The 21,902-nt window shown below is 72.8% G+C and carries 19 protein-coding genes and 1 pseudogene; 6 read left to right on the top strand and 14 right to left on the bottom strand.

Going from position 1 to position 21,902, the window contains the following annotated elements:
- Positions 1 to 13: 13 nt before the first annotated feature.
- A pseudogene (locus tag ACIPM1_RS03710) lies at positions 14 to 142 on the top strand (Uma2 family endonuclease); the annotation flags it as partial.
- A gap of 141 nt (positions 143 to 283) precedes the next feature.
- On the opposite strand, the gene ACIPM1_RS03705 reads toward ACIPM1_RS03710, so the two are convergent.
- The 3 genes from ACIPM1_RS03705 to ACIPM1_RS03695 form a co-directional block, all read right to left on the bottom strand.
- Positions 284 to 1,840 (bottom strand): ABC transporter substrate-binding protein, encoded by a 1,557-nt coding sequence (locus ACIPM1_RS03705; protein ID WP_402428437.1) that lies wholly within the window; start codon positions 1,838 to 1,840, stop codon positions 284 to 286.
- Between the two features lie 207 nt (positions 1,841 to 2,047).
- On the bottom strand, positions 2,048 to 3,403 hold the full coding sequence (locus ACIPM1_RS03700; protein ID WP_402428434.1) for a metallophosphoesterase: 1,356 nt from the start codon (positions 3,401 to 3,403) through the stop codon (positions 2,048 to 2,050).
- A gap of 45 nt (positions 3,404 to 3,448) precedes the next feature.
- The gene (locus ACIPM1_RS03695; RefSeq protein WP_356182417.1) at positions 3,449 to 3,688 is read right to left on the bottom strand and encodes an SCO4848 family membrane protein; all 240 of its coding nucleotides are present in this window, start codon (positions 3,686 to 3,688) and stop codon (positions 3,449 to 3,451) included.
- A 91-nt stretch (positions 3,689 to 3,779) separates the two neighbouring features.
- Between ACIPM1_RS03695 and ACIPM1_RS03690 the strand changes: the two genes are divergently transcribed.
- Complete coding sequence (locus ACIPM1_RS03690) at positions 3,780 to 5,060, top strand: D-alanyl-D-alanine carboxypeptidase (protein ID WP_402428431.1); 1,281 nt, start codon at positions 3,780 to 3,782, stop codon at positions 5,058 to 5,060.
- On the opposite strand, the gene ACIPM1_RS03685 is transcribed toward ACIPM1_RS03690, so the two are convergent.
- Positions 5,008 to 5,925, bottom strand: coding sequence for a YihY/virulence factor BrkB family protein (locus tag ACIPM1_RS03685; protein WP_356182411.1), 918 nt, complete (start codon positions 5,923 to 5,925; stop codon positions 5,008 to 5,010). The two genes, ACIPM1_RS03690 and ACIPM1_RS03685, sit on opposite strands and share 53 nt — an antisense overlap.
- 85 nt (positions 5,926 to 6,010) lie before the next feature.
- On the opposite strand from ACIPM1_RS03685, the gene ACIPM1_RS03680 reads away from it, so the two are divergent.
- The gene (locus ACIPM1_RS03680; RefSeq protein WP_402428427.1) at positions 6,011 to 6,763 is read left to right on the top strand and encodes a decaprenylphospho-beta-D-erythro-pentofuranosid-2-ulose 2-reductase; all 753 of its coding nucleotides are present in this window, start codon (positions 6,011 to 6,013) and stop codon (positions 6,761 to 6,763) included.
- A 50-nt stretch (positions 6,764 to 6,813) separates the two neighbouring features.
- Here ACIPM1_RS03680 and ACIPM1_RS03675 read toward each other — a convergent pair whose 3' ends face one another.
- The 3 genes from ACIPM1_RS03675 to ACIPM1_RS03665 form a co-directional block, all read right to left on the bottom strand.
- Complete coding sequence (locus ACIPM1_RS03675) at positions 6,814 to 7,395, bottom strand: 2'-5' RNA ligase family protein (protein WP_402428424.1); 582 nt, start codon at positions 7,393 to 7,395, stop codon at positions 6,814 to 6,816.
- Between the two features lie 152 nt (positions 7,396 to 7,547).
- Entirely contained in the window at positions 7,548 to 8,561 is a 1,014-nt protein-coding gene (gene trpS, locus ACIPM1_RS03670; protein ID WP_402428421.1) for a tryptophan--tRNA ligase, read from the bottom strand.
- Positions 8,562 to 8,704: 143 nt separating this feature from the next.
- Positions 8,705 to 10,159, bottom strand: coding sequence for a glycine hydroxymethyltransferase (locus ACIPM1_RS03665; RefSeq protein WP_356182401.1), 1,455 nt, complete (start codon positions 10,157 to 10,159; stop codon positions 8,705 to 8,707).
- A 212-nt stretch (positions 10,160 to 10,371) separates the two neighbouring features.
- Between ACIPM1_RS03665 and rocD the strand changes: the two genes are divergently transcribed.
- Positions 10,372 to 11,577, top strand: coding sequence for an ornithine--oxo-acid transaminase (gene rocD / locus ACIPM1_RS03660; RefSeq protein WP_402428418.1), 1,206 nt, complete (start codon positions 10,372 to 10,374; stop codon positions 11,575 to 11,577).
- Positions 11,578 to 11,630: 53 nt separating this feature from the next.
- On the opposite strand, the gene ACIPM1_RS03655 is transcribed toward rocD, so the two are convergent.
- Both ACIPM1_RS03655 and ACIPM1_RS03650 read right to left on the bottom strand, forming a co-directional pair.
- Positions 11,631 to 12,815, bottom strand: a complete 1,185-nt coding sequence (locus ACIPM1_RS03655; RefSeq protein ID WP_402428415.1) for a glutathionylspermidine synthase family protein — start codon at positions 12,813 to 12,815, stop codon at positions 11,631 to 11,633.
- Positions 12,816 to 12,836: 21 nt separating this feature from the next.
- Positions 12,837 to 13,181: a hypothetical protein gene (locus ACIPM1_RS03650; protein WP_402428412.1), complete on the bottom strand. Its 345-nt coding sequence runs from the start codon at positions 13,179 to 13,181 to the stop codon at positions 12,837 to 12,839.
- A 168-nt stretch (positions 13,182 to 13,349) separates the two neighbouring features.
- On the opposite strand from ACIPM1_RS03650, the gene ACIPM1_RS03645 reads away from it, so the two are divergent.
- Entirely contained in the window at positions 13,350 to 14,183 is an 834-nt protein-coding gene (locus ACIPM1_RS03645; protein ID WP_402429384.1) for a hypothetical protein, read from the top strand.
- A gap of 35 nt (positions 14,184 to 14,218) precedes the next feature.
- Here ACIPM1_RS03645 and ACIPM1_RS03640 read toward each other — a convergent pair whose 3' ends face one another.
- Positions 14,219 to 15,622, bottom strand: a complete 1,404-nt coding sequence (locus ACIPM1_RS03640) for a PLP-dependent aminotransferase family protein (RefSeq protein WP_402428409.1) — start codon at positions 15,620 to 15,622, stop codon at positions 14,219 to 14,221.
- Between the two features lie 47 nt (positions 15,623 to 15,669).
- Here ACIPM1_RS03640 and ACIPM1_RS03635 point away from each other — a divergent pair, with 47 nt between their 5' ends.
- A complete protein-coding gene (locus ACIPM1_RS03635; protein ID WP_402428406.1) occupies positions 15,670 to 16,182 on the top strand; it encodes a carboxymuconolactone decarboxylase family protein in 513 nt (170 codons plus the stop codon).
- 86 nt (positions 16,183 to 16,268) lie between these two features.
- Here the strand turns inward: ACIPM1_RS03635 and ACIPM1_RS03630 are convergent, their stop codons facing one another.
- Genes ACIPM1_RS03630 through ACIPM1_RS03615 form a run of 4 tightly spaced genes read right to left on the bottom strand, consistent with a single transcriptional unit; the run spans position 16,269 to position 21,793 of the window.
- A complete protein-coding gene (locus ACIPM1_RS03630; RefSeq protein ID WP_402428403.1) occupies positions 16,269 to 17,231 on the bottom strand; it encodes an ABC transporter substrate-binding protein in 963 nt (320 codons plus the stop codon).
- 1 nt (position 17,232) lies between these two features.
- On the bottom strand, positions 17,233 to 19,176 hold the full coding sequence (locus ACIPM1_RS03625) for an ABC transporter permease (protein ID WP_402428400.1): 1,944 nt from the start codon (positions 19,174 to 19,176) through the stop codon (positions 17,233 to 17,235).
- Positions 19,176 to 20,264 (bottom strand): glycine betaine/L-proline ABC transporter ATP-binding protein, encoded by a 1,089-nt coding sequence (locus tag ACIPM1_RS03620; RefSeq protein ID WP_402428397.1) that lies wholly within the window; start codon positions 20,262 to 20,264, stop codon positions 19,176 to 19,178. The genes ACIPM1_RS03625 and ACIPM1_RS03620 overlap by 1 nt, the downstream gene beginning before the upstream one ends.
- Positions 20,264 to 21,793: a GMC family oxidoreductase gene (locus ACIPM1_RS03615; protein ID WP_402428394.1), complete on the bottom strand. Its 1,530-nt coding sequence runs from the start codon at positions 21,791 to 21,793 to the stop codon at positions 20,264 to 20,266. The genes ACIPM1_RS03620 and ACIPM1_RS03615 overlap by 1 nt, the downstream gene beginning before the upstream one ends.
- Between the last annotated feature and the right edge of the window lie 109 nt (positions 21,794 to 21,902).

Below are 21,902 nucleotides of genomic sequence, written 5' to 3'. Positions count from 1 at the left end.
CGGGAGGCACGTCATGTCCGCTGCAGCCGGCGAGCAGCCCCACGGCGATCGTCCGCTGATCGCGGAGGCCAACCGGCTCATGGACCGCAACCCGGGGTATCGCGTCGAGATCATCGGAGGCCACGACCCCACCGGGGACGGCTACGAGAATCACCGCCCGTACTCCGCCGGCGAAATCGTCACCCTGCCCGCCGTCATCGGCGCCGAGACCACCCTGAGCGTGGACGAAGTCCTCAAGGCCGGGCGGAGGAAGGCCGACTGACCCGGCGTCCGCCCCGCGCCCTCAGATCCAGCCGAGCTTCCACAGCCGGAACACGCCCGTGCCGTCCGTCAGGTACTGGCCGCCGCCGACGTCCTCGCTGCTGACCACGTACTCCTTGCGCTGCCACAGCGGGATCAGCGGGACGTCGGTCGCCACGTCCGTCTGGAGATCGCGGAAGTCCTGGGTGACCCGGCCGCGGTCGGCGTACTGCTGGCTGTCCAGGATGAGGCTGTCGACGGCCTTGCTGCGGTAGCCGGTGCTCATGGTGCTGCCGGTGCCGACGAGCGGGGCGCCGAAGGTGTCCGGGTCCGGGTAGTCGGCGACCCAGCCGACCGCGTACGCGTCCAGCCGGCCGCTCGCCCACCGCTTCTGGAAGTCGGTCCACTCGTAGCCCTTGACGTCCACCTTGAACAGGCCGCTCGCCTCCAGCTGCCGCTTGAGCTCGGCCGCCTCGTCGGCGGCGGCGCCGCGCCCCCTGCCGTAGCCGTAGGTGAAGCGGACCGGGAGCCTCACCCCCGCCTCGGTCAGCAGTGCCCGGGCACGGCGGGCGTCCTGGGTCGGGTAGGCGTCGAAGAACGCGGTCGTGTGGCCGGTGATGCCGGCCGGGACCAGCGAGTAGAGCGCGTCGACGGTGCCGTCGTACACCGTGGCGGCGAGCTGTTCGCGGTTGACCAGCCAGGCCATCGCCCGCCGGACGCGGACGTCGTGCAGCGGCGAGGAGGCGCGGGTGTTGAGGAACAGGCTGCGGGTCTCGGAGCTGTCGGACTCGGACACGCGCTGCCCGGGGTCGCTCGGGTTGAGCGCGGCGAGGACCTTCGGCGGCAGGGTGCGCGTGGCGACCTCCACCTTCTTGTCCTTCCAGGCCGCCGCCAGCGTGTCGGCGTTCGTGTAGTACCGCAGCTCGACCGGCCGGCCGGCGCCGCCGACGGCGCCCTTGTAGGCGCTGTTCGGGGCGAGGGCGGCGCTGCGGTCCTTGGTGTACGCCGACAGCCGGTACGGTCCGGTGCCGTCGACGTGGGTGCCGGTGCGCAGGGCGTCGCCCGGGTAGCGGCTGCGGTCGACGATGGAGCCGGCGCCGGTGGCCACCTTGAACGGGAACGTGGCGTCCGGCGAGGACAGGTGGAAGGTGACCGTCATGCCGCTCGCCTCCACCGAGCGGAGGGTGGAGAGCAGAGAGGCCGGACCGACGTCGGAGTCGATCTTCTTCACCCGGTCGAAGGAGAACTTCACGTCCTCGGCGGTCATCGCGCGGCCGCTCGGGAAGACGAGACCGGCACGCAGCTCACAGCGGTAGATGCGCAGCCCGCCGCCGACGAAGCCGCAGGTCCTGGCCGCGTCCGGGACCGGCGAGGGCCCGCCCGGCTCGAAGGTCAGCAGTGACTGGAACACATTGCTGAACAGAGCCCAGGAACCGGCGTCGTAGGCCCCCGCCGGGTCGAGTGACGTGACGGCGTCCGTCGTGCCGACGGTGATCGTCCTGTTGTCGTTCTCCTGCGCCGGCAGCAACTGCCAGCCGCCCACCCCCACGACCGCCAGAACCAGCAGTGTCATGAGAATCCGCATGCGAACCGATCGCATCGGTTGCCCTCCCCGGCCCGTGACGGGCCCCCTGCACACCAGCCGCTCCCCTGCGGCGCGCACACCTAATCACAGGACCTTCACCTGGGGAAGAGGATTCAGAAGAGAAGGGAAAGAACTTACGAAGAAACGTTTCTCACTTGTTGCACCGCCCCTTCCCGGCCAAGTCACGGCAACGGGGGAAGAGGCGGCGCGCCCGGGCTCCGGTCAGGCCTGCCGCGAGGCGAGTTGGACGACCGTGATGTCGGACGGGGCGCCGACCCGCGTCGGCGGGCCCCACGCGCCGGCGCCCCGGCTGACGTACAACTGCGTGTCGCCGTAGCGCTCCAGACCCGCGACCGTCGGGTTGGCGGCCGCGGCGATCAGGTTGCCGGGCCACAACTGGCCGCCGTGGGTGTGACCGGAGAGCTGGAGGTCGACGCCGAAGCGGACGGACTCGTGGATCTGCACCGGCTGATGGGCGAGGAGCACGCACGCCCGTGCCGTGTCCCGGTCGTGCAGCGCGGCGGCGAAGTCCGGGCCCTGGCCCTCGCTCTCGCCCTGGAGGTCGTTCACCCCGGCGAGGTCGAAGAAGGGCAGTTCGGTGCGGGTGTTCTGCAGCGGGCGCAGACCGAGCCGGCGCACCTCCTCGACCCACTGCTCGGCGCCGGAGAAGTACTCGTGGTTGCCGGTGACGAAGTACGAGCCGTGCCGGGCGCGCAGGCGTGCCAGCGGCGCGGCGGCCGGGCCGAGGTCCTTGACGCTCCCGTCCACCAGGTCGCCGACGACCGCGACGAGGTCGGGCTGGGTCGCGTTGACGGTGTCGACGACCTTCTGCGCGAAGCCGCGGCCCAGGATCGGGCCCAGGTGGATGTCGCTGACGACCGCGATCCGGAAGCCGTGCGCGGAGCGCGGGAGCTTGGCGAGCGGGACGGTGACCCGCTTCACCCGCGGCCCGCGCAGCACGCCGTAGGTGCCCTCGGCGACGGTGCCCGCGGCGGCCACGGCGGCGGCGCCGGCGACGACCCGGGAGACGAAGAGGCGGCGGGAGGGGGCCAGGGGCGGGACCGGCGGTGGATCGCCGGCCTGGGTCACGGGTCCGGCCGCACCGGGCCCGGCCGTCACCGGCCCGGCCTTCCCGTCCCCCACGGTCTCGGCCCCGGCCGGCTCGGCCCCGGGCTGCCCGGCCCCGCCTGCCGCGGCCACCGTCACGGCCACCGACTCCGGGTGCGGCGCCCGGGCCTCGGCCGCCTCCGTGCGGGTACGCCGCTCGAGAAGCCGGCGCAGCAGCGGGCGTACGACCTCACCGGCCAGCACGCCCAGCAGCAGGTAGACGGAGAGGGCGAGCCAGAGGAAGCCCGGCCAGGCCAGGGTGCGTTGGAGCCAGAAGGGGGCGCCGGCGCGTTCGGCGACGAGCGCCCCGATCGCCAGCGCCCAGCCCCCCGCGATCAGCGCGGCGCCCACGCGGCGCGCCGCGCCCGGGCCGCGGGTGGTGTCGCGGAACAGGCGGCGCCACACGTACCAGTTGCCCACCGCGACGACGCCCACCACGAGCAGCGCCACGAGCACGAAGACGACCACCATGCCGCCGAGTTCCCTCCGTCGGTCCCCTTCGGGGTGTCCGGATCGCTATGACGTCCGGCGCAGTGCGCGCAGTCCGCGCAACCCGATGACCCCGATGACCGTCCCCAATACGAAGGAAACGACGGCGAGGGCCAGGTGCACCCAGAAGTACGCCGTCGGGTGCCCGTGGTCGAACGCGAGCCCGCTGCCGTCCTTGACGAGATTCTTGACGAAAGTGACCCAGATGATCCAGCTCCACACCCCGAAGGCGAGCAGGAACCAGGAGACCGGGCGGCTGAGCTTCATACGTCCAGTATCGCCGCGGGCCGTTCGGCTCGGTGGCCGGGGTGGGGCCGGTGGTGGGACACCAGTGTCCGGGGCATGTACTTTCTCGACCGTGCCCGCACCCCTGAAGATCGCCAGGCGATCCCTGCTGATCGCTTCCGCCACGCTGTTGTCCCTCTCCACGGCCGTGCCCGCCGCCCTCGCGGCCCCGCGCCCCACGAAGAGTCCGTCGGCCGCTCCCCCGGCGCACATGTCGGCCGTGGGCGGTGCCCGCCTCGGCCTGGCGGGCACCCAGGTCGAGCTGGGCAGCGGTGCTCCCGTGCTGCCCAAGGACCTCACCGCGCGCTCCTGGATCGTCGCGGACGCCGAGTCCGGGCAGGTGCTGGCAGCGCACAACGCGCACTGGCGGCTCCCCCCGGCCAGCACGATGAAGATGCTCTTCGCCGACACCGTGCTGCCGAAGTTCCCCAAGTCCCAGCAGCATCGGGTCGCCGTGACCGACCTGGCCGGGATGGGTGCCGGGTCCAGCCTGGTCGGGATAAAGGAGAACGAGACCTACTCCGTCCACGACCTGTGGCTCGGCGTCTTCCTGCGCTCCGGCAACGACGCCGTGCACGTGCTCTCCGCGATGAACGGCGGCGTGGAGCGCACCGTGCAGGACATGAACGCGCACGCCCAGGACCTCCAGGCGCTCGACACGCACGTGGTGACCCCGGACGGCTACGACGCGGACGGGCAGGTGTCCTCGGCGTACGACCTGACGCTGTTCGCCCGCTCCGGGCTGCAGAAGAAGGACTTCCGCGAGTACTGCTCTACCGTGCGGGCCTCGTTCCCGGGGGCCACGGCGAAGGGCAAGAAGGGGTCGAAGGGCAAGCCGGCCCGCGAGTCCTTCGAGATCCAGAACACCAACCGGCTGCTGAGCGGCGACTACGACACCCCGGTGTACCAGGGCATCGCCGGGGTGAAGAACGGCAACACCACCAATGCGGGCGCCACCTTCACCGGCGTCGCCGAACGCGGCGGCAAGGTGCTTCTGGTGACGGTGATGCACCCGGAGAAGCAGGAGCACAACGAGGTCTACAAGGAGACCGCCCGGCTGTTCGACTGGGGTTTCCAGGCGGCCGGCAAGGTCACGCCCGTGGGCGCACTGGTGCCTCCGAGGGGGGCCGCGGCGAGCGCGCAGCCGGGCGCCACCCCCGCGGCAGGCCAGGCGGGCGGCGCGGGCGGCGGCTCCTCGGCCGCGCCGGTGGCGAGCGCCGCCGCCGGCTCCGGCGGCGCCGGGACCGCGCTGGCGATCGCGGGCGGAGTGCTGGTGCTGCTCGCCGCCGGGGCGTTCCTGGTCAACCGCCGCTGGCCGCTGCCGGACCTGGTGCGGCGCCGGACCCGTCCGTGAGCACGGCGCCCTCGTCCTCCTTGCTTCCCGTCGCCGTCCAGGCGGCGCAGTACAGCACGAGTTTGGCGGTGAAGTTGATCCACAGCAGCAGCGCCACCGGGACCCCGAAGGCGCCGTACATGCTCTTCGCCGCCACGCCCTGGATGTAGCCGCTCAGCAGCAGCTTGAGCAGTTCGAAGCCGACCGCGCCGAGCAGCGCGGCCACGAGCAGGCGGTGGCGCGACGGCTCGACGCCCGGAAGCAGGGTGAGCACGTACAGCAGCAGCAGGAAGTCGGCGAGCACGGCGACGGCGAAGGCCAGGACGCGCAGCAGCACGCTGCCCCAGCTCTGCTCGTCCAGCCCGACCTGACGGGAGGTCCAGCCGACGGCCGCGGAGGCGACGGTGGAGACGGCGAGCGTCACCAGCACGGCGCCGCCGAGCCCCACGAGGACACCGGCGTCCTTGAGCTTGCTCAGCAGCGGGTTCTCCTCGCGGTCGGGCAGCTCCCACACCGCGCGCAGGCAGTCCCGGGTCGCGCCGACCCAGCCGATGCCGGTCAGCAGCAGGAAGGCGCCGGCGATGAGGCCGACCGTGCCGGCGTTCTGGACCAGGCCGCTGATGTCGAGCTGGTCGGAGATCCCGGGGATCTGCTCGGCGATCCGGTCCTGGAGCTCCTTCTGCTGCCCGGGGCCGAGCGTCGCCGCGGCGATGGCGGCGGCCACCGTCAGCAGCGGGAAGAGCGCCACGAAACTGACGAAGGTCATGGCCGCCGCCAGCCTGGTCCACTTGACCCGGTCCAGGCGCTCGTACGACCGCCAGGCGTGCGTGAGCATCACACGCGCCACCAGGGGACCGATGACGGGGAGCTTCTTCAGCCAGTCCATGATCGGACTGTGCCCGCTCAGCGTTCGCGTGAACACCGCGTTTCTCGACCATATCGCCCATAATCGGGCGATACAGTCGGCTGCCGTGATGGATGCCCCGCGTCTCCCCCGGTCCCTGCTCGTCCTCGGCGGCACGTCCGAGATCGCGCTGGCCGTCGCGCGCCGCCTCATCGTGCGCCGCACCCGCACCGTCTGGCTCGCGGGCCGCCCCTCGCCCTCCCTGGAGGGGGCCGCCGCGCACCTGCGCACCCTGGGGGCGGACGCGCGCACCGTCGCCTTCGACGCGCTCGACCCCCAGTCCCACGAGACGGTGCTCGGCAAGGTGTTCGCCGAGGGCGCCGTCGACATGGTGCTGCTGGCCTTCGGCCTCCTCGGCGACCAGGCGTACGACGAGCGGGAGCCGTTGAGCGCGGTGCGCGTCGCGCAGACCAACTACACCGGGGCGGTGTCCGCGGGCCTCGTCAGCGCCCAGGGCCTGCAGAACCAGGGCCACGGCAGCCTGGTGGTGCTCTCCTCGGCGGCCGGCGAGCGGGCCCGCCGCGCCGACTTCATCTTCGGCTCCAGCAAGGCCGGCCTGGACGTCTTCGCCCAGGGCCTCGGCGACGCGCTGCACGGCACCGGCGCCCATGTCATGGTCGTACGCCCCGGGTTCGTCCGGACGAGCCGGACGAGCGGCGGGCCGGCCGCGTTCACCACGACGCCTGAGGAGGTGGCCACGGCCGTCGAACTCGGGCTGCGGCGGGGCTCGGAGACGGTGTGGGTGCCGGGCACGCTCCGCCTCACGATGGCGGCGCTGCGGCATCTGCCGCGCGCGGTGTTCCGGCGGCTGCCGCTGTAGGGGCCGGCGGCTGGCCGCGGTGGGGGTCTCGGCCCTGAAGGCCGACGGGACTACCGGGCGGGCAGGCCGCCGCGGTCCACGGGGGACGCCTGCGGGGGCACCACCGCGCAGCCGCCGAAGGCGAAGTCGCGCAGCCTGCGCCACACGCCGTCGGGTCCCTGCTCGTAGAGGGCGAAGCCGGTGCAGGGCCACTCGGCCGAGTAGTCGGCGAGCGCCTCGAAGGCGTGGTCCATCGCCGCGTCCTCGATGCCGTGCGCCACAGTGACGTGCGGGTGGTAGGGGAACTGCAGTTCCCGTGGCACCGGTCCGGACGGGTCGCGCAGTCGCCCCTGCAGCCAGGTGCACGCCTCGGCGCCCTCGGCGACCCGTACGTACACCACCGGCGACAGCGGCCGGAAGGTGCCCGTGCCGGACAGCCGCATCGTGAACGGGTGGCCGGCCGCGGCCACCTCGGTCAGATGGGCCTCGATCGCGGGCAGCCGTCCGGCCTCGACCTCGGTCGGGGGCAACAGCGTGACGTGCGTGGGGATGCCGTGAGCCGCGGCGTCGCCGAAGCCCGCGCGCCGCTCCTGGAGCAGGCTGCCGTGGGGCTCCGGGACCGCGATCGACACGCCGATCGTTACGGTCCCCACGTCGTCTCCTGTCGTCGTGTCTGTTTGGTTCTCAGCCGTTTCGTCGTGGCCGTCCGGCTATCGACTGTACGACCACGGCGGTCCTGTGGGCAGGCGCAGCCACAGTGATGTGCAGCGCTCTCCCCCCTGGTACGTGTGTGCGGGGGTGCGCCTCAGTGCTTGGCGGGGAGGAAGCCCACCCGGTCGTACGCCCGGGAGAGGGTCTCCGCGGCGACCCCGCGGGCCTTCTCCGCGCCCTTGGCGAGGACGGAGTCGAGGGTCTCCGGGTCGTCCAGGTACTGCCGGGTCCGCTCCCGGAACGGGGTCACGAACTCGACCATGACCTCGGCGAGGTCGGTCTTGAGCGCGCCGTAGCCCTTGCCCGCGTACTTCTCCTCCAGCTCGGGGACGCTCTCGCCGGTGAGGGTCGAGTAGATGGTGAGGAGGTTGCTGACGCCGGGCTTGGCCTCCGGGTCGAAGCGGATGACAGTGTCGGTGTCGGTGACCGCGCTCTTGACCTTCTTGGCGGTGGCCTTGGGCTCGTCGAGGAGGTTGACGAGGCCCTTCGGCGTGGAGGCCGACTTGCTCATCTTGACCCCCGGGTCCTGGAGGTCGTAGATCTTCGCCGTCTCCTTGAGGATGTACGGCTTCGGCACGGTGAAGGTCTGCCCGAAGCGGCCGTTGAAGCGGTCGGCGAGGTCGCGGGTGAGCTCGATGTGCTGGCGCTGGTCCTCGCCGACCGGGACCTCGTGGGCCTGGTACAGCAGGATGTCGGCGACCTGGAGGATCGGGTACGTGAACAGGCCGACCGAGGCCCGCTCGGCGCCCTGCTTGGCGGACTTGTCCTTGAACTGGGTCATGCGGGAGGCCTCGCCGAAGCCGGTGAGGCAGTTCATGACCCAGGCGAGCTGGGCGTGCTCGGGGACGTGGCTCTGGACGAAGAGCGTGCAGCGCTCCGGGTCGAGGCCGGCGGCCAGCAGCTGGGCGGCGGCGAGCCGGGTGTTGGCGCGCAGCTCCTTGGGGTCCTGCGGGACCGTGATCGCGTGCAGGTCGACGACCATGTAGAACGCGTCGTGGGTCTCCTGCAGGGCCACCCACTGGCGGACGGCGCCGAGGTAGTTGCCGAGGTGGAACGAGCCGGCGGTGGGCTGGATGCCGGAGAGCACACGGGGTCGGTCTGAGGCCATGTCCCTCATTCTCTCAGGTCCCCGGGCCCGGTCCGGAACTGGCCGGAAACAGATGTGACCCGATTCGTCTCCGGTCGTGTGACAGACGTGCCGCGGCGGCCCGGCGGGGAGCCGGGCCGCCGCGGTGGGGCTGTCGCCACGGGTCAGCCGAGGTCGACCTCCGGGTACAGCGGGAAGCCCGCCACCAGGTCGGTGGCGCGGTGGGAGATCTCGTCCGCGACCTTCGCGTCGAGCACGTGCTGGGCCTTGGAGGGGGCGCCCTTGGCGGTGGTGCCGGGCTCGGTCGTGGTGAGGACGCGGTCGATCAGGCCGGCGACCTCGTCCATCTCGGCGGTGCCGAGGCCACGGGTGGTCAGCGCGGGGGTGCCGACACGGATGCCGGAGGTGTACCAGGCGCCGTTGGGGTCGGCCGGGATCGCGTTGCGGTTGGTGACGATGCCCGACTCCAGCAGGGCCGCCTCGGCCTGGCGGCCGGTGAGGCCGTAGGAGCCGGCCACGTCGATCAGGTTCAGGTGGTTGTCGGTGCCGCCGGTCACGAGCGTGGCGCCGCGGCGGGTCAGGCCCTCGGCCAGGGCCCGGGAGTTGTCCACGATGCGCTGGGCGTAGTCCTGGAAGGCGGGCTGCCGGGCCTCGGCGAGGGCGACGGCCTTGGCGGCCATCACGTGCGGGAGCGGGCCGCCGAGCACCATCGGGCAGCCGCGGTCGACCTGGTCCTTGAGGGAGTCGTCGCACAGCACCATGCCGCCGCGCGGGCCGCGCAGGGACTTGTGGGTGGTGGTGGTGACGATCTGGGCGTGCGGGACCGGGTCGAAGTCGCCGGTGAGGACCTTGCCCGCCACCAGGCCCGCGAAGTGCGCCATGTCGACCATGAGGGTCGCGCCGACCTCGTCGGCGATCTCGCGCATGATCCGGAAGTTCACCAGGCGGGGGTAGGCGGAGTAGCCGGCGACGATGATCAGCGGCTTGAACTCGCGGGCCGAGGCGCGCAGGGCGTCGTAGTCCAGGAGGCCGGTGGCCGGGTCGGTGCCGTAGGAGCGCTGGTCGAACATCTTGCCGGAGATGTTCGGGCGGAAGCCGTGGGTGAGGTGGCCGCCGGCGTCCAGGGACATGCCGAGCATGCGCTGGTTGCCGAAGGCCCGGCGCAGCTCGGCCCAGTCGGCCTCGGAGAGGTCGTTGACCTGGCGAACGCCGGTCTTCTCCAGGAACGGCGCCTCGACGCGGTCCGCGAGGACGGCCCAGAAGGCGACGAGGTTGGCGTCGATGCCGGAGTGCGGCTGGACGTAGGCGTGGCGGGCGCCGAACAGCTCCCGGGCGTGCTCGGCGGCCAGCGACTCGACGGTGTCGACGTTGCGGCAACCGGCGTAGAAGCGGCGGCCGACGGTGCCCTCGGCGTACTTGTCGCTGAACCAGTTGCCCATCGCCAGCAGGGTGGCCGGGGAGGCGTAGTTCTCGGAGGCGATCAGCTTGAGCATCTCGCGCTGGTCGTGGACCTCCTGGCCGATGGCGTCGGCGACACGCGGCTCGACCGCGCGGATCACGTCGAGGGCGGCACGGAAGGCGGTGGACTCGGTGGAGAGGGGCGCAGAGTTCTCGGGCATCAGGACCTCCGGACGTGGCGTTCGTCGTTCACGGTACGGCCCAGGCGCACGGCACACTTCCCGCTCGGGCCGCTCCCCGATGGTCCGTCCCATCCCAGCGCGCCAGTCACGGCCCGCCGATCAGCCTACCGGGCGGTCCGGCCGGGGAGTCTCCCGCGTCCACCATGCGAGCGAGGATAGGAAGGGGGTGACCTTCACCTTCGGGAGCCGCCGTGACCGCTACGGAAGACCTCATCGCCACCGCCGACGCGCACAGCGCGCACACCTACCATCCGCTGCCCGTGGTGATCGCCACCGCGGACGGGGCCTGGATGACGGACGTCGAGGGGCGGCGCTTCCTGGACCTGCTGGCCGGGTACTCGGCGCTGAACTTCGGGCACGGCAACCGGCGCCTGATCGAGGCGGCCAAGGCGCAGCTGGACCGGGTGACGCTGACGTCGCGGGCGTTCCACCACGACCGGTTCGGCGCGTTCTGCGAGGGGCTGGCCGAGCTGTGCGGCATGGAGACGGTGCTGCCGATGAACACGGGCGCGGAGGCGGTGGAGACCGCGGTGAAGACGGCCCGGAAGTGGGGGTACCGGGTCAAGGGGGTGCCCGCGGAGATGGCGAAGATCGTCGTGGCGGGCAACAACTTCCACGGCCGTACGACGACGATCATCAGCTTCTCCACCGATCCGGAGGCACGGGCGGACTTCGGGCCGTACACGCCGGGCTTCGAGATCGTGCCGTACGGGGACATGACGGCGATGCGGTCGGCGGTGACCGAGAACACGGTGGCGGTGCTGCTGGAGCCGATCCAGGGCGAGGCGGGGGTGCTGGTGCCGCCCGCCGGGTACCTCCGGGCGGTGCGGGAGCTGACCCGTCAGCGGAACGTGCTGTTCGTGGCCGACGAGATCCAGTCGGGGCTGGGGCGCACGGGCCGGACCTTCGCCTGCGAGCACGAGGGGGTCGTCCCGGACGTGTACGTGCTCGGGAAGGCGCTGGGCGGCGGGATCGTGCCGGTGTCGGCGGTGGTGTCCTCGCGGGAGGTGCTCGGGGTGTTCCGGCCGGGCGAGCACGGGTCGACGTTCGGCGGGAATCCGCTGGCGTGCGCGGTGGCGCTGGAGGTGATCGCGATGCTGCGGTCGGGCGAGTACCAGGCGCGGGCCGCGGAGCTGGGCGAGCATCTGCACCGGGAGCTGGGGCTGCTGGCCGGGACCGGGCGGGTGACGGCGGTGCGCGGGCGCGGGCTGTGGGCGGGCGTGGACATCGCGCCGGCGCTCGGGACGGGCCGCGAGGTGTCCGAGAAGCTGATGGACCGGGGCGTCCTGGTCAAGGACACCCACGGCTCGACGATCCGGATCGCCCCGCCGCTGGTGATCGGCAAGGAGGACCTGGACTGGGGGCTGGACCAGCTGCGGGGGGTGCTGGGCGGGTAGCGCGTGCGTCCCGGGCGCCCCCTGGGAGGGCGCCCGGTCCGGAGCGCGTCCGTCTAGAGGATCACGTGGGGCAGGAAGCGGGCGTACTCGTCCGTGATCAGGCCCGAGGACTCGCGGATGCCGAGGCCGGCGGACTCGTCGCCGACCACCCAGGCGCCGAGGACGACGTGGTTGCCGTCGAAGGCGGGCAGCGGCGCCAGCTCCTGGTAGCAGCAGGGCTCGTCGCGGACGGCGGGGGCGGCGCCGGGCTCGTGGACGGTCACCCCGGCCCCCTCGCGGCCGAGGAGGGGCTTGGCGACGTACCCGCTGGTGGCGGCCAGCTCGCGGGGGCCGTCGAGGTGCGCGGGGAGCAGGTTCGGGTGGCCCGGGTAGAGCTCCCACAGCACGGCGAGCAGCGCCTTGTTGCTCAGCAGCATCTTCCAGGCGGGCTCGATCCACAGGGTGCTGCCCGAGCCGCCGCCGTTGTCCAGGGTGTTCAGGACGTGGTCGGCGAAGCGGTCGGTGGTCAGCCACTCCCAGGGGTAGAGCTTGAAGCAGCTGCGGATGAAGCGGAGCCGGTTGTCGACGAACCGGCCGGACAGCGGGTCCCAGCCGATCTCCTCCACGGAGATCCAGTCGGTGTCGAGGCCGGCCTGCTCGGCGGTCTCCTTCAGGTAGGCGACCGTCATCAGGTCTTCGCCGAGCTCGTCGGCGGAGGAGTGCGCGAAGTACAGCGGACCGCCGGGCGGGAGGAGCGGGGACTGCTCGCGCCAGGCGGCGACGAGGCGTTCGTGCAGGGAGTTCCACTGGTCGGCGCCGGGGAAGCGTTCCTCCATCCAGAACCACTGCGGCGAGGCCGCCTCGACCAGGGAGGTCGGGGTGTCGGCGTTGTACTCCAGCAGCTTCGCCGGGCCGGTGCCGTCGCAGTGCAGGTCGAACCGGCCGTAGAGGGTGGGCAGTTCGGCGCGCCGGTGCCAGGCCTCGGCGACCGCCCGCGCCACGCGCGGGTCGGTGATGCCGAGGTCGGCGAAGCGGTCGGTCTCGACGATGTGCGCGGCGGCGGCCAGGCACATGCGGTGGAGTTCCTCGACGGTCTCCTCCAGCGCCTCGACCTCCGCGAGGGTGAAGACGTAGTACGCGCTCTCGTCCCAGTAGGGGCGCAGGGAGCCGTCGGGGTGGCGGGTGAGCGGGTAGACGAGTCCCTGTGCCTCGACGGTCCGCTGCCAGTCGGGGCGGGGGTCGGTGGTGCGGCGGTGCATGGCCTGCGTCCTCGTCCCGGGTCAGCCGCCGGAGCTTCCCTTGCCGCCGCCGAAGCCGCCGCGGTCGACGCCGCCGTGACGTCCGCCCGAACCACCGGAGCCGCCGCGGGGCTTGGTGAGGGAGCCGCCCTCCACCCAGCCGCTCTTCTTCTTGCCGCCGTAGTACCAGACGCCGTGCACGGAGGTCTTGGCGGACTTGCAGTTCTTGTCGGAGACGACCTTGTAGCCGCGCAGCGCGTTGTAGCTGTCGCGGTCGACGCAGCGCTTGTCGGGGTCGGAGGAACAGGCGGTCAGCGCCGCCGCGAGAAGTCCCATGCCCCCGAGTACGACCGCGCCCGAGCGAAGTTGCCGGCGTGCGTCCGCCATGTCCGTCTCTCCCCGTTGTCAGTTGTCGCTTGCCGCTGGTCGGTTGCCCGTTTCCAGGCGTCCCATCCTGGCCGGTTTTCGGTCGCCAGCCTAGAGATCGGTGAGAGCGTCTGCGCAGAGGGCCCTGCGGAACTTCCGTTCGACTAGAGTCTTTTCGTGCTTTTTGGAATGGTGTGCGCACTGGGTGCGGCGGTCTGCTTCGGCATGGCGACGGTGCTGCAGGCGATCGCCGCGCGCGCGGCGGGCGGGGGCGGGGGCGGGGACGCGGCGCTGTTGCTGCGGGCGGTGCGGCAGTGGCGGTATCTGGCCGGGCTCGCGCTCGACGGCCTCGGCTTCCTGCTCCAGATCGCCGCGCTGCGCTCGATCCCGATCTACGCGGTCGGCGCGGCCCTCGCCTCCAGCCTCGCGGTGACGGCGGTGGCCTCGGCCCGGCTGCTGCGGGTGCGGCTGAGCGGGGTGGAGTGGGGCGCGGTGGGCGTGGTGTGCGCCGGGCTGGCGATGCTGGGACTGGCGTCGGGGACGGAGGGCAGCACCGGCGGCTCGGCCGCGCTGGAGTGGGCGATGCTCGCGGCGGCGGGGGCGGTGCTGGCGCTCGGCGCGGTGGGCGGCCGGCTGACGGGGCGCGGTCGGGCCCTGCTGCTGGGGCTGGGGGCCGGGTTCGGGTTCGGGGTGGTGGAGGTGTCGGTCCGCCTGATCGACTCGCTCGCGCTGTCGGACCTGCTCACCAACCCGGCGGCGTACGCGCTGCTGGTCGGCGGCGGCGCCGCGTTCCTGCTGCTGACCTCCGCGCTGCAACGCGGCTCGGTGACCACCGCCACCGCCGGGATGGTGATCGGCGAGACGATCGGACCCGCGGCGGTCGGGGTGGTCTGGCTGGGCGACCGCACCCGCGAGGGCCTGACCTGGCTCGCCGTCCTGGGCTTCGCCGTCGCGCTCACGGGCGCCCTGGCCCTGGCCCGATTCGGCGAGGCACCGGCGGAGGCGGGGGCGGAAGCGGGTTGAACGGCGGCCGGCAGGAGGGCACGGCGGCGGAGGCGTCAGGAGAGGGCGCGGCACAGGGCCTCCAGCGTGGCGGTCCAGGCGTGGTCGGGGGGTGTCGCGTAGCCGACGACCAGGGCGTCCACGGGGGTGGTGGTGGCCCGGGGGTGGCGGAAGCGGGAGAGGCCGAAGACGGCGAGGTGCTGCCAGGCGGCCGCCCGGACCGCGGAGGTCTCGGTGCCCGGGGGCAGGCGCAGGACGGCGTGCAGGCCGGCGGCGATGCCGGTGGCGCGGACGGCGGGGGCGCGGACGGCGAGCGCGTCGACCAGGGCGTCCCGGCGCCGGCGGTAGCGCAGGCGGGCCGCGCGCACGTGCCGGTCGTAGGCGCCCGAGGCGAGGAACTCCGCCAGCGTCAGCTGGTCCAGCACCCCGCAGGTGTCGACGCGGCCCTTGGCGGCCGCGGCCTCCTCCGCGAGGGAGGGGGGCAGGGCCGCCCAGGCCAGGCGCAGGCCGGGGGCGAGGGACTTGCTCGCCGTGCCGAGGTGGACCACGTGGTCGGGGGCCAGGCCCTGGAGCGCGCCGACGGGCTGGCGGTCGTAGCGGAACTCGCCGTCGTAGTCGTCCTCCAGGACCAGGCCGCCGGTGCGCCGGGCCCAGTCCAGGACGGCCGCGCGCCGGTCGGGGTGCAGGGGCACGCCCATCGGGAACTGGTGCGAGGGGGTGAGCAGCACGGCGCCCTCGTCGGTCAACGCACGGGTGTCCGTGCCGAGTTCGTCGAAGGGCAGCGGGCTGGTGCGCAGACCCTCCTGCTCCAGCAGCCGCCAGTGGACGTCGAGGCCGTAGGACTCGACCGCGACCGTGCGCACCCCGCGCTCGCGCAGCACCGACCCGACGATCCGCAGGCCGTGCGCGAAGCCCCCGCACACCAGCACGCGCCCGGGATCGGTGCGCACGCCCCGCACCCGGGCGAGGTAGCCGGCGAGGGCGGTGCGCAGTTCGGCGCGGCCGCGGGGATCGCCGTAGCCGAGGGCGTCGTTGGGGGCCGCGGACAGGGCGCGGCGGGCGGCCCTGAGCCACTCGGCGCGGGGGAAGGAGGCCAGGTCCGGGGTGCCGGGCCGGAGGTCGAGGGCCGGGCGGCGGCCCTCCGGGCGCGGGGGCGCCACGCCGGCCCGCCCCCGCTGGGCGGAGGGCACGGCGGGCACCCCCGTGGCCACCCGGGTGCCCGAACCCTGGCGGGCGGTGAGCCAGCCCTCGGCGACCAGGTCGGCGTAGGCCTCGGCGACCGTGTTGCGGGCGATGCCCAGGTCGGCGGCGAGGGTCCGGGAGGAGGGCAGCCGGGTTCCGGGGGTCAGGCGGCCGGTGCGCACGGCCTCGCGCAGGGCGTCGGTCAGGCCGCGGCGCAGGCCCGGACCGGCCGGTTCCAGGTGCAGGTCGATGCCCAGAGTGGCCCAGGATTCCGCCATGGAAATGGACCATACTCCTGGGCTGCCTCGCCTCTAGGGTCGATCGCATGACGACGACGAGCGACCACGTGACGACGACCGCGGAGTACGCCCCCGAGCACAGCCCCCGGCTGTCCTGGGCGCAGCACGCCCCGGAGGTCTACCAGGCGATGATCCGGCTGGAGCGGGCCTCCGCGCAGGGCCTCGACGCACGGCTGCGCGAGCTGGTGAAGATCCGTGCCTCGCAGCTGAACCACTGCGCGTTCTGCCTGGACATGCACACCAAGGACGCGCTCGCGGCGGGCGAGAGCGTCGAGCGGATCGTGCAGCTGAGCGTCTGGGAGGAGTCGCGGCACTTCTACACGGAGAAGGAGCTCGCGGCGATCGAGCTGACCGAGGCGGTCACCGTCCTCACCGACGGCTTCGTGCCGGACGAGGTCTACGAGCGGGCCGCCCGGCACTTCGACGAGGCCGAGCTGGCCCAGCTGATCGCCGCGATCACGGTCATCAACGCGTGGAACCGCTTCGCGGTGACGACCAGGATGTCCCCGGGCCACTACACGCCGGGCCGGTACAAGTGAGGGCCGACCGGGAGCACGCGGTCGGCCGCTACCCGGGCCTGTGATCCGCCGGGTGCCGGGGCGGTCCGCCCCGGCACCCGGGTCGCTCAGGACAGCCAGGCCTTCCAGGTGGAGCGGTGGCCGTCCACCCACTTCTTCGCCGCCTCGGCCGGGGAGAGCTTCTGGTCGGCGATCATCAGGGAGACCTGGTTCTGGTCCTCCGTCGTCCACTTGAACTTCTTCAGGAAGGCGGCCGCCTTGCCGCCGGACTTCGCGAAGTCGGCGTTGAGGTACTTCTCCAGCGGCGTGTGCGGGTAGGCGCAGGCGACCTTCGCCGCGTCCGCGTCACAGCCCTCCTTGTACGGCGGCAGCCTCACCTCCGTCATGGGGACCTTCTTGAACAGCCACTGCGGGGCGTACCAGTACGTCAGGAACGGCTTCTTCTCCTTGGCGAACTGCCTGATCTGCGTGATCTGCGCCGCCTCGGAACCGGCGAAGACGACCTGGTAGTTCAGCTTCAGGTTCTTCACCAGGGCCTTGTCGTTGGTGACGTAGGACGGGGAGCCGTCCATCAGCTGGCCCTTGCCGCCGCTCTCCGCGGTGCGGAAGAGCGAGGCGTACTTGTTCAGGTTCTTCCAGTCGAGGATGTCCGGGTGCTGCTTGGCGAGGTACGTCGGGACGTACCAGCCGATGTGGCCGGTCACCCCGAGTCCGCCGCCGTGCGCGATCGTCTTCTTGTCCTCGACGTACCGCTTCTCCTGGTCGGGGTGGCCCCAGTCCTCCAGGATGGCGTCCACCCGGCCCTGGCTGAGCGCGTCCCACGCGGGGACCTCGTCGACCTGGACGGTGTCGACGCGGTAGCCCAGTTCGTGCTCCAGCAGGTACTGGGCGACGGCCACGTTGGACTGGGCGCCGACCCAGGACTGCACGGACAGGGTCACGGTCTTCGAGCCCTGCGCGTTGGCGAACGGCGAGGCCTGCTTGGTCATGTCGGCGGCGCCGCAGCCGGTGAGCAGCGACAGGCCGGCCACCGAGGCGGCGACAAGGGTCGTTCTGCGGTCGAACCTCATGTCACGCTCCCTTCCGCACGCGGCGTTCGGTCGGCTGGGTCACCCGGTCGAGCATCAGGCCGAGGCAGACGATCGCGAGGCCGGCCACCAGGCCGGTCGCCAGGTCGCCCTGGGCGAGGCCGAAGACGACGTCGTAGCCGAGCGCGCCGCCGCCGACGAGACCGCCGATGATGACGACCGCGAGGACGAGGACGACGCCCTGGTTGACCGCCAGCAGCAGCGCCGGGCGGGCCAGCGGGAGCTGGACCTGGCGGAGCTGCTGCCCGCTGGTCGCGCCGAGCGAGCGGGCCGACTCCAGGGCCGCCGGGTCGACCTGGCGCAGGCCCTGGGCGGTGATGCGGACCACGGCGGGCAGGGCGTAGACCACGGCCGCGGCGACGGCGGGCGCGCGGCCCACGCCGAACAGCGCGACGACCGGGATCAGGTACACGAACTGCGGCATCGTCTGGAAGACGTCGAGGACCGGGCGCAGCAGCCGCTCGACGCGGTCGCTGCGCGCCGCCGCGATACCGACGGCGAAGCCGACGACGAGGGTGACGGCGACGGCGGCGAGGACCTGCGACAGCGTGTCCAGGGACGGCTTCCACACACCCAGCACACCGATCGCGGCCATGGCCAGGACGGCGGTCAGCGCGGTGCGCCAGGTGCCGATCAGCCAGGCGAGCGCGGCGACGATCAGCAGCACCGACCACCAGGGCAGCCACTGCAGCCCCGCCCGGACCGGGTCCAGGACCCAGGTGGTGAAGTGGCCCGCCCAGTCCGCGGTGCCGCCGATGTACGGGACGCCCGAGTACAGGTGGGCGGTCATCCAGTCGACGGCGCGGTTGACCGGCTCGGCGATGCCGACGGTCCACCCCGAGGGCCAGTCGAGCGCGCCCGCGAGGCGGGCGGCCACAGCGACGGCGACGGTGGCCGCGGCCGCGTAGGCCCAGGGGCGGGCGCTGCGCTGCTCCTGCCCCATGCGGTCGCCCGCCGCGCCGGTCGTCCGGTCCAGGACGACGGCCAGCAGCACGATCGGGATGCCCGCGGCGAGAGCCGCGCCCACGTCGACGGAGGCCAGCGCCTGGTAGACGCGGTCGCCGAGGCCGCCCGCGCCGATCACGGAGGCGATGACCGCCATGGACAGCGCCATCATGATCGTCTGGTTGAGGCCGAGGAGGAGCTCCTTGCGGGCGAGCGGGATACGGGCGGTCAGCAGCCGCTGGCGGGAGGTGGCGCCGAGGGAGTCGACCGCCTCCAGCACCTCCGGGTCGGCGCCGCGCAGGCCGAGCGAGGTCAGCCGGGCCATCGGCGGGGCCGCGTAGATGACGGTGGCGAGGACGGCGGCGGGCACGCCGATGCCGAAGATCAGCACGACGGGGAGCAGGTACGCGAACGCGGGCAGCACCTGCATGGTGTCCAGGACCGGGCGCAGGGCGCGGTCCATGCGGTCGGACAGCCCGGCGGCGAGGCCGAGCAGCGCGCCCACGAGCACCGAGGCGAGGACCGCCACGATCATCAGGGCGAGCGTCTGCATGGTCGGCACCCACATGCCGAGCAGGCCGCAGGCGAGGAAGGCGGCAGCGGTGCCGAGGGCGAGCCGGACCCCGGCCGTGCGCCAGGCCACCAGCGCGGCGGCGGCCGTCACACCCGCCCAGCCGGCGGCGAGGAGGGTGAGGTAGACGACGCGTACGGAGATGACGACCGCGTTGCTGACGTAGCCGAAGAAGTACAGGAACAGCGGGTGGCTGTCGCGGTTGTTGATGATCCAGTCGCTGGCGCCGCCGAGCGGCTTGGACAGGTCGACGGTGAGCGCCTGGGGCCAGCTGCCGCTCGCCCAGCGGGCGTCGGCGAGCGGCACCAGGACGGCGGCGACCAGCGCGAGCACCAGGAGCTTGCGGACGGCGCGGTGCCTGAGCACCCCGGACAGGGCGGGGCGCGGCGCGGATGCGGTGATCGTCGCCATCAGATCGTCTCCCTGCGCTGCTCCGTCCCGGCCACGACCCCGAGCAGGCGCTCGTGGTCGACGACGCCCAGGCAGCGGCCCTCCTCCATCACGCGGGCCGGGGCGCCGGTGCGGGCCACCGCCTCGATCGCCTCGGACACCGTGGCGTCGGGGGTGAGCGCGGGACCGCCCGCGGTCTCCTGCCCGGACGCGGGGCGCATGGCGGTGCGGACCGTCATGACCTGCTCGCGCGGGACGTCCCGGACGAACTCGCGGACGTAGTCGTCGGCCGGGGCGCCGACGATCTCCTCGGGGGTGCCGAGCTGGACGATGCGGCCGTCGCGCATGAGCGCGATCCGGTCGCCGAGCTTGAGGGCCTCGTTGAGGTCGTGGGTGATGAAGACCATCGTGCGGCCCTCCTCGCGGTGCAGGCGGACCACCTCCTCCTGCATGTCCCGCCGGATCAGCGGGTCGAGCGCGCTGAACGGCTCGTCGAAGAGGAGGACCTCCGGGTCGACGGCGAGGGCGCGGGCCAGGCCGACGCGCTGGCGCTGGCCGCCGGAGAGCTGGCCGGGACGGCGCTGCTCCATGCCCTCCAGGCCGACCTTCGTGACGACCTCGGCGGCCCGCTCGCGGCGCTCGCCCTTGCCCAGGCCCTGGATCTCCAGCCCGTAGGCGACGTTGTCCAGGACGGTGCGGTGCGGCAGCAGGCCGAAGTGCTGGAAGACCATCGCGGCGCGGTGCCGGCGCAGTTCGCGCAGCCGGGAGCGGTCCATGGCGCGGACGTCCTCGCCGTCGATGGCTATGGTGCCCGCGGTCGGCTCGATCAGCCGGGTCAGACAGCGCACCAGGGTGGACTTGCCGGAGCCGGACAGGCCCATGACGACGAAGACCTCGCCCTTGCGCACGTCGAAGCCGACGTCGCGGACGGCGGCCGTGCAGCCGGTGCGCTCGCGCAGGTCCGCGGGTTCCAGGGCGGCGAGTTCGGGGTCGGCGGGGACGCGGTCGGCCTTGGGGCCGAACACCTTCCACAGGCCCTCCACCGAGAAGACGGGGGCGGCGGCGGAGTCGTCCGCGGGGGGCTTATGGGTGGGGACTTCGAGTGCCATCAGGCTTCATCTCCGATCAGGTCGGCGGCCTTCTCCCCGACCATGAGGACGCCGATCATCGGGTTCACCGCGGTCATGGTCGGGAAGACCGACGCGTCCGCGATGCGGATGCCGTGCAAACCGCGAACGCGCAACTCGGGGTCTACCACGGCGAGTTCATCGTCGGCGGCACCCATCTTGCAGGTGCCGGCCGGGTGGTACACGGTGTGCGCGACCTTGCGGGCGTACTCGCTCAGCTCCTCGTCGCCGGTGACGTCCGGGCCGGGGCACACCTCCCGCTTGAGCCAGCCGGCCAAGGGCTGGGTCTTCGCGATCTCACGGGCGATCCTGATGCCGTCCACGAGGGTGCGGCCGTCGTAGTCGTCCTCGTCGGTGAAGTAGCGGAAGTCCAGGGCGGGCTTGACGGAGGGGTCGGCGCTGGTGAGGTACAGCCGGCCGCGGCTCTTCGGCTTGGGGATGTTCGGGGTCATCGACACGCCGAACTCCGGCCGCTGGTAGCCCAGGCGCTCGGGGTTGTCGGTGAACGGGATCTGGTAGAAGTGGAACATCAGGTCCGGGCCCGCGTGTTCGGGGTCGCGGCGCACGAACAGGCCCGCGTCGGAGTCCATCGCGGAGTTCTCCGGGATGGGGCCGTTCGTCTCCCACACGATGACCGACTCGGGGTGGTCCAGCAGGTTCTCGCCGACGCCCGGCAGGTCGTGCACCACCGGGATGCCGAGCGCCTCCAGGTCCGCCTTCGGGCCGATGCCGGAGTGCATCAGCAGGCGCGGGGTGTCGACGGCGCCGGCGCACAGCAGGACCTCGCGGCGGGCGCGGACGAGGTGCTCCTCGCCGTCCTTGGTGCGCACGTGCACGCCCTCGGCGCGGGTGCCGTCGAGCTGGAGCTTGTACGCCCAGGTCTCCAGCCAGATCGTGAGGTTGGCCCGCTCGTCCATCACCGGGTGCAGGTACGCCACCGACGCCGAGGAGCGCTTGTTGTTCTCCGGGTGGTAGGCCAGGTCGAAGAAGCCGACGCCGTCGTTGAACGGCTTCTTGTTGAAGCCCTCGACGCGCGGCACGCCGAGCGCCTCCTGCGCGGCGTCGACGAAGTCGCAGGCGATGGCGTTCCGGTCCTTCTCGTCGACCGCGACGATGTTGTTCTTCAGCCGGGCGAAGTACGCCTCCATCGGGACCGCGCCCCAGCCCTTGGCGCCGGCCGCCTCCCACTCGTCCCAGTCGGACGGAAGCGGCTTGAAGGCGATCAGCGTGTTGTGCGAGGAGCAGCCGCCCAGGACGCGGGCGCGGCTGTGCCGGATGTGGCTGTTGCCGCGCGGCTGCTCCGTCGTCGGGTAGTCGTAGTCCAGTTCGCCGCCGAGCAGGCCCATCCAGCGGCGCAGGGTGAGCACGTCGTCGCGGTCGACGTCGCTCGGGCCGCCCTCGATGACGGCGACGGTGACGTCGGGGTTCTCGGTGAGGCGGGAGGCGATGACGGAGCCTGCCGTGCCGCCGCCGATGACGACGTAGTCGTACTCGTGGGTGTTGTCAGGCATCTGGGTGGTACTCCGGTGGGGGGTCGGTGGCGAGGTGGTGGTCCGGGGTCCGTGGGGCCGTGGGCGGGGTCGTGGCCGGCCGGGGCCGGGGGTGGTGGTCCTCGGCCGG

The sequence above is a fragment of the Streptomyces sp. NPDC086766 genome (assembly GCF_044746005.1).
Classification (GTDB): domain Bacteria; phylum Actinomycetota; class Actinomycetes; order Streptomycetales; family Streptomycetaceae; genus Streptomyces.
The sequence above is the reverse complement of the archived record's forward strand: the minus strand, read 5'-3'. Positions and strand labels throughout refer to the sequence as shown.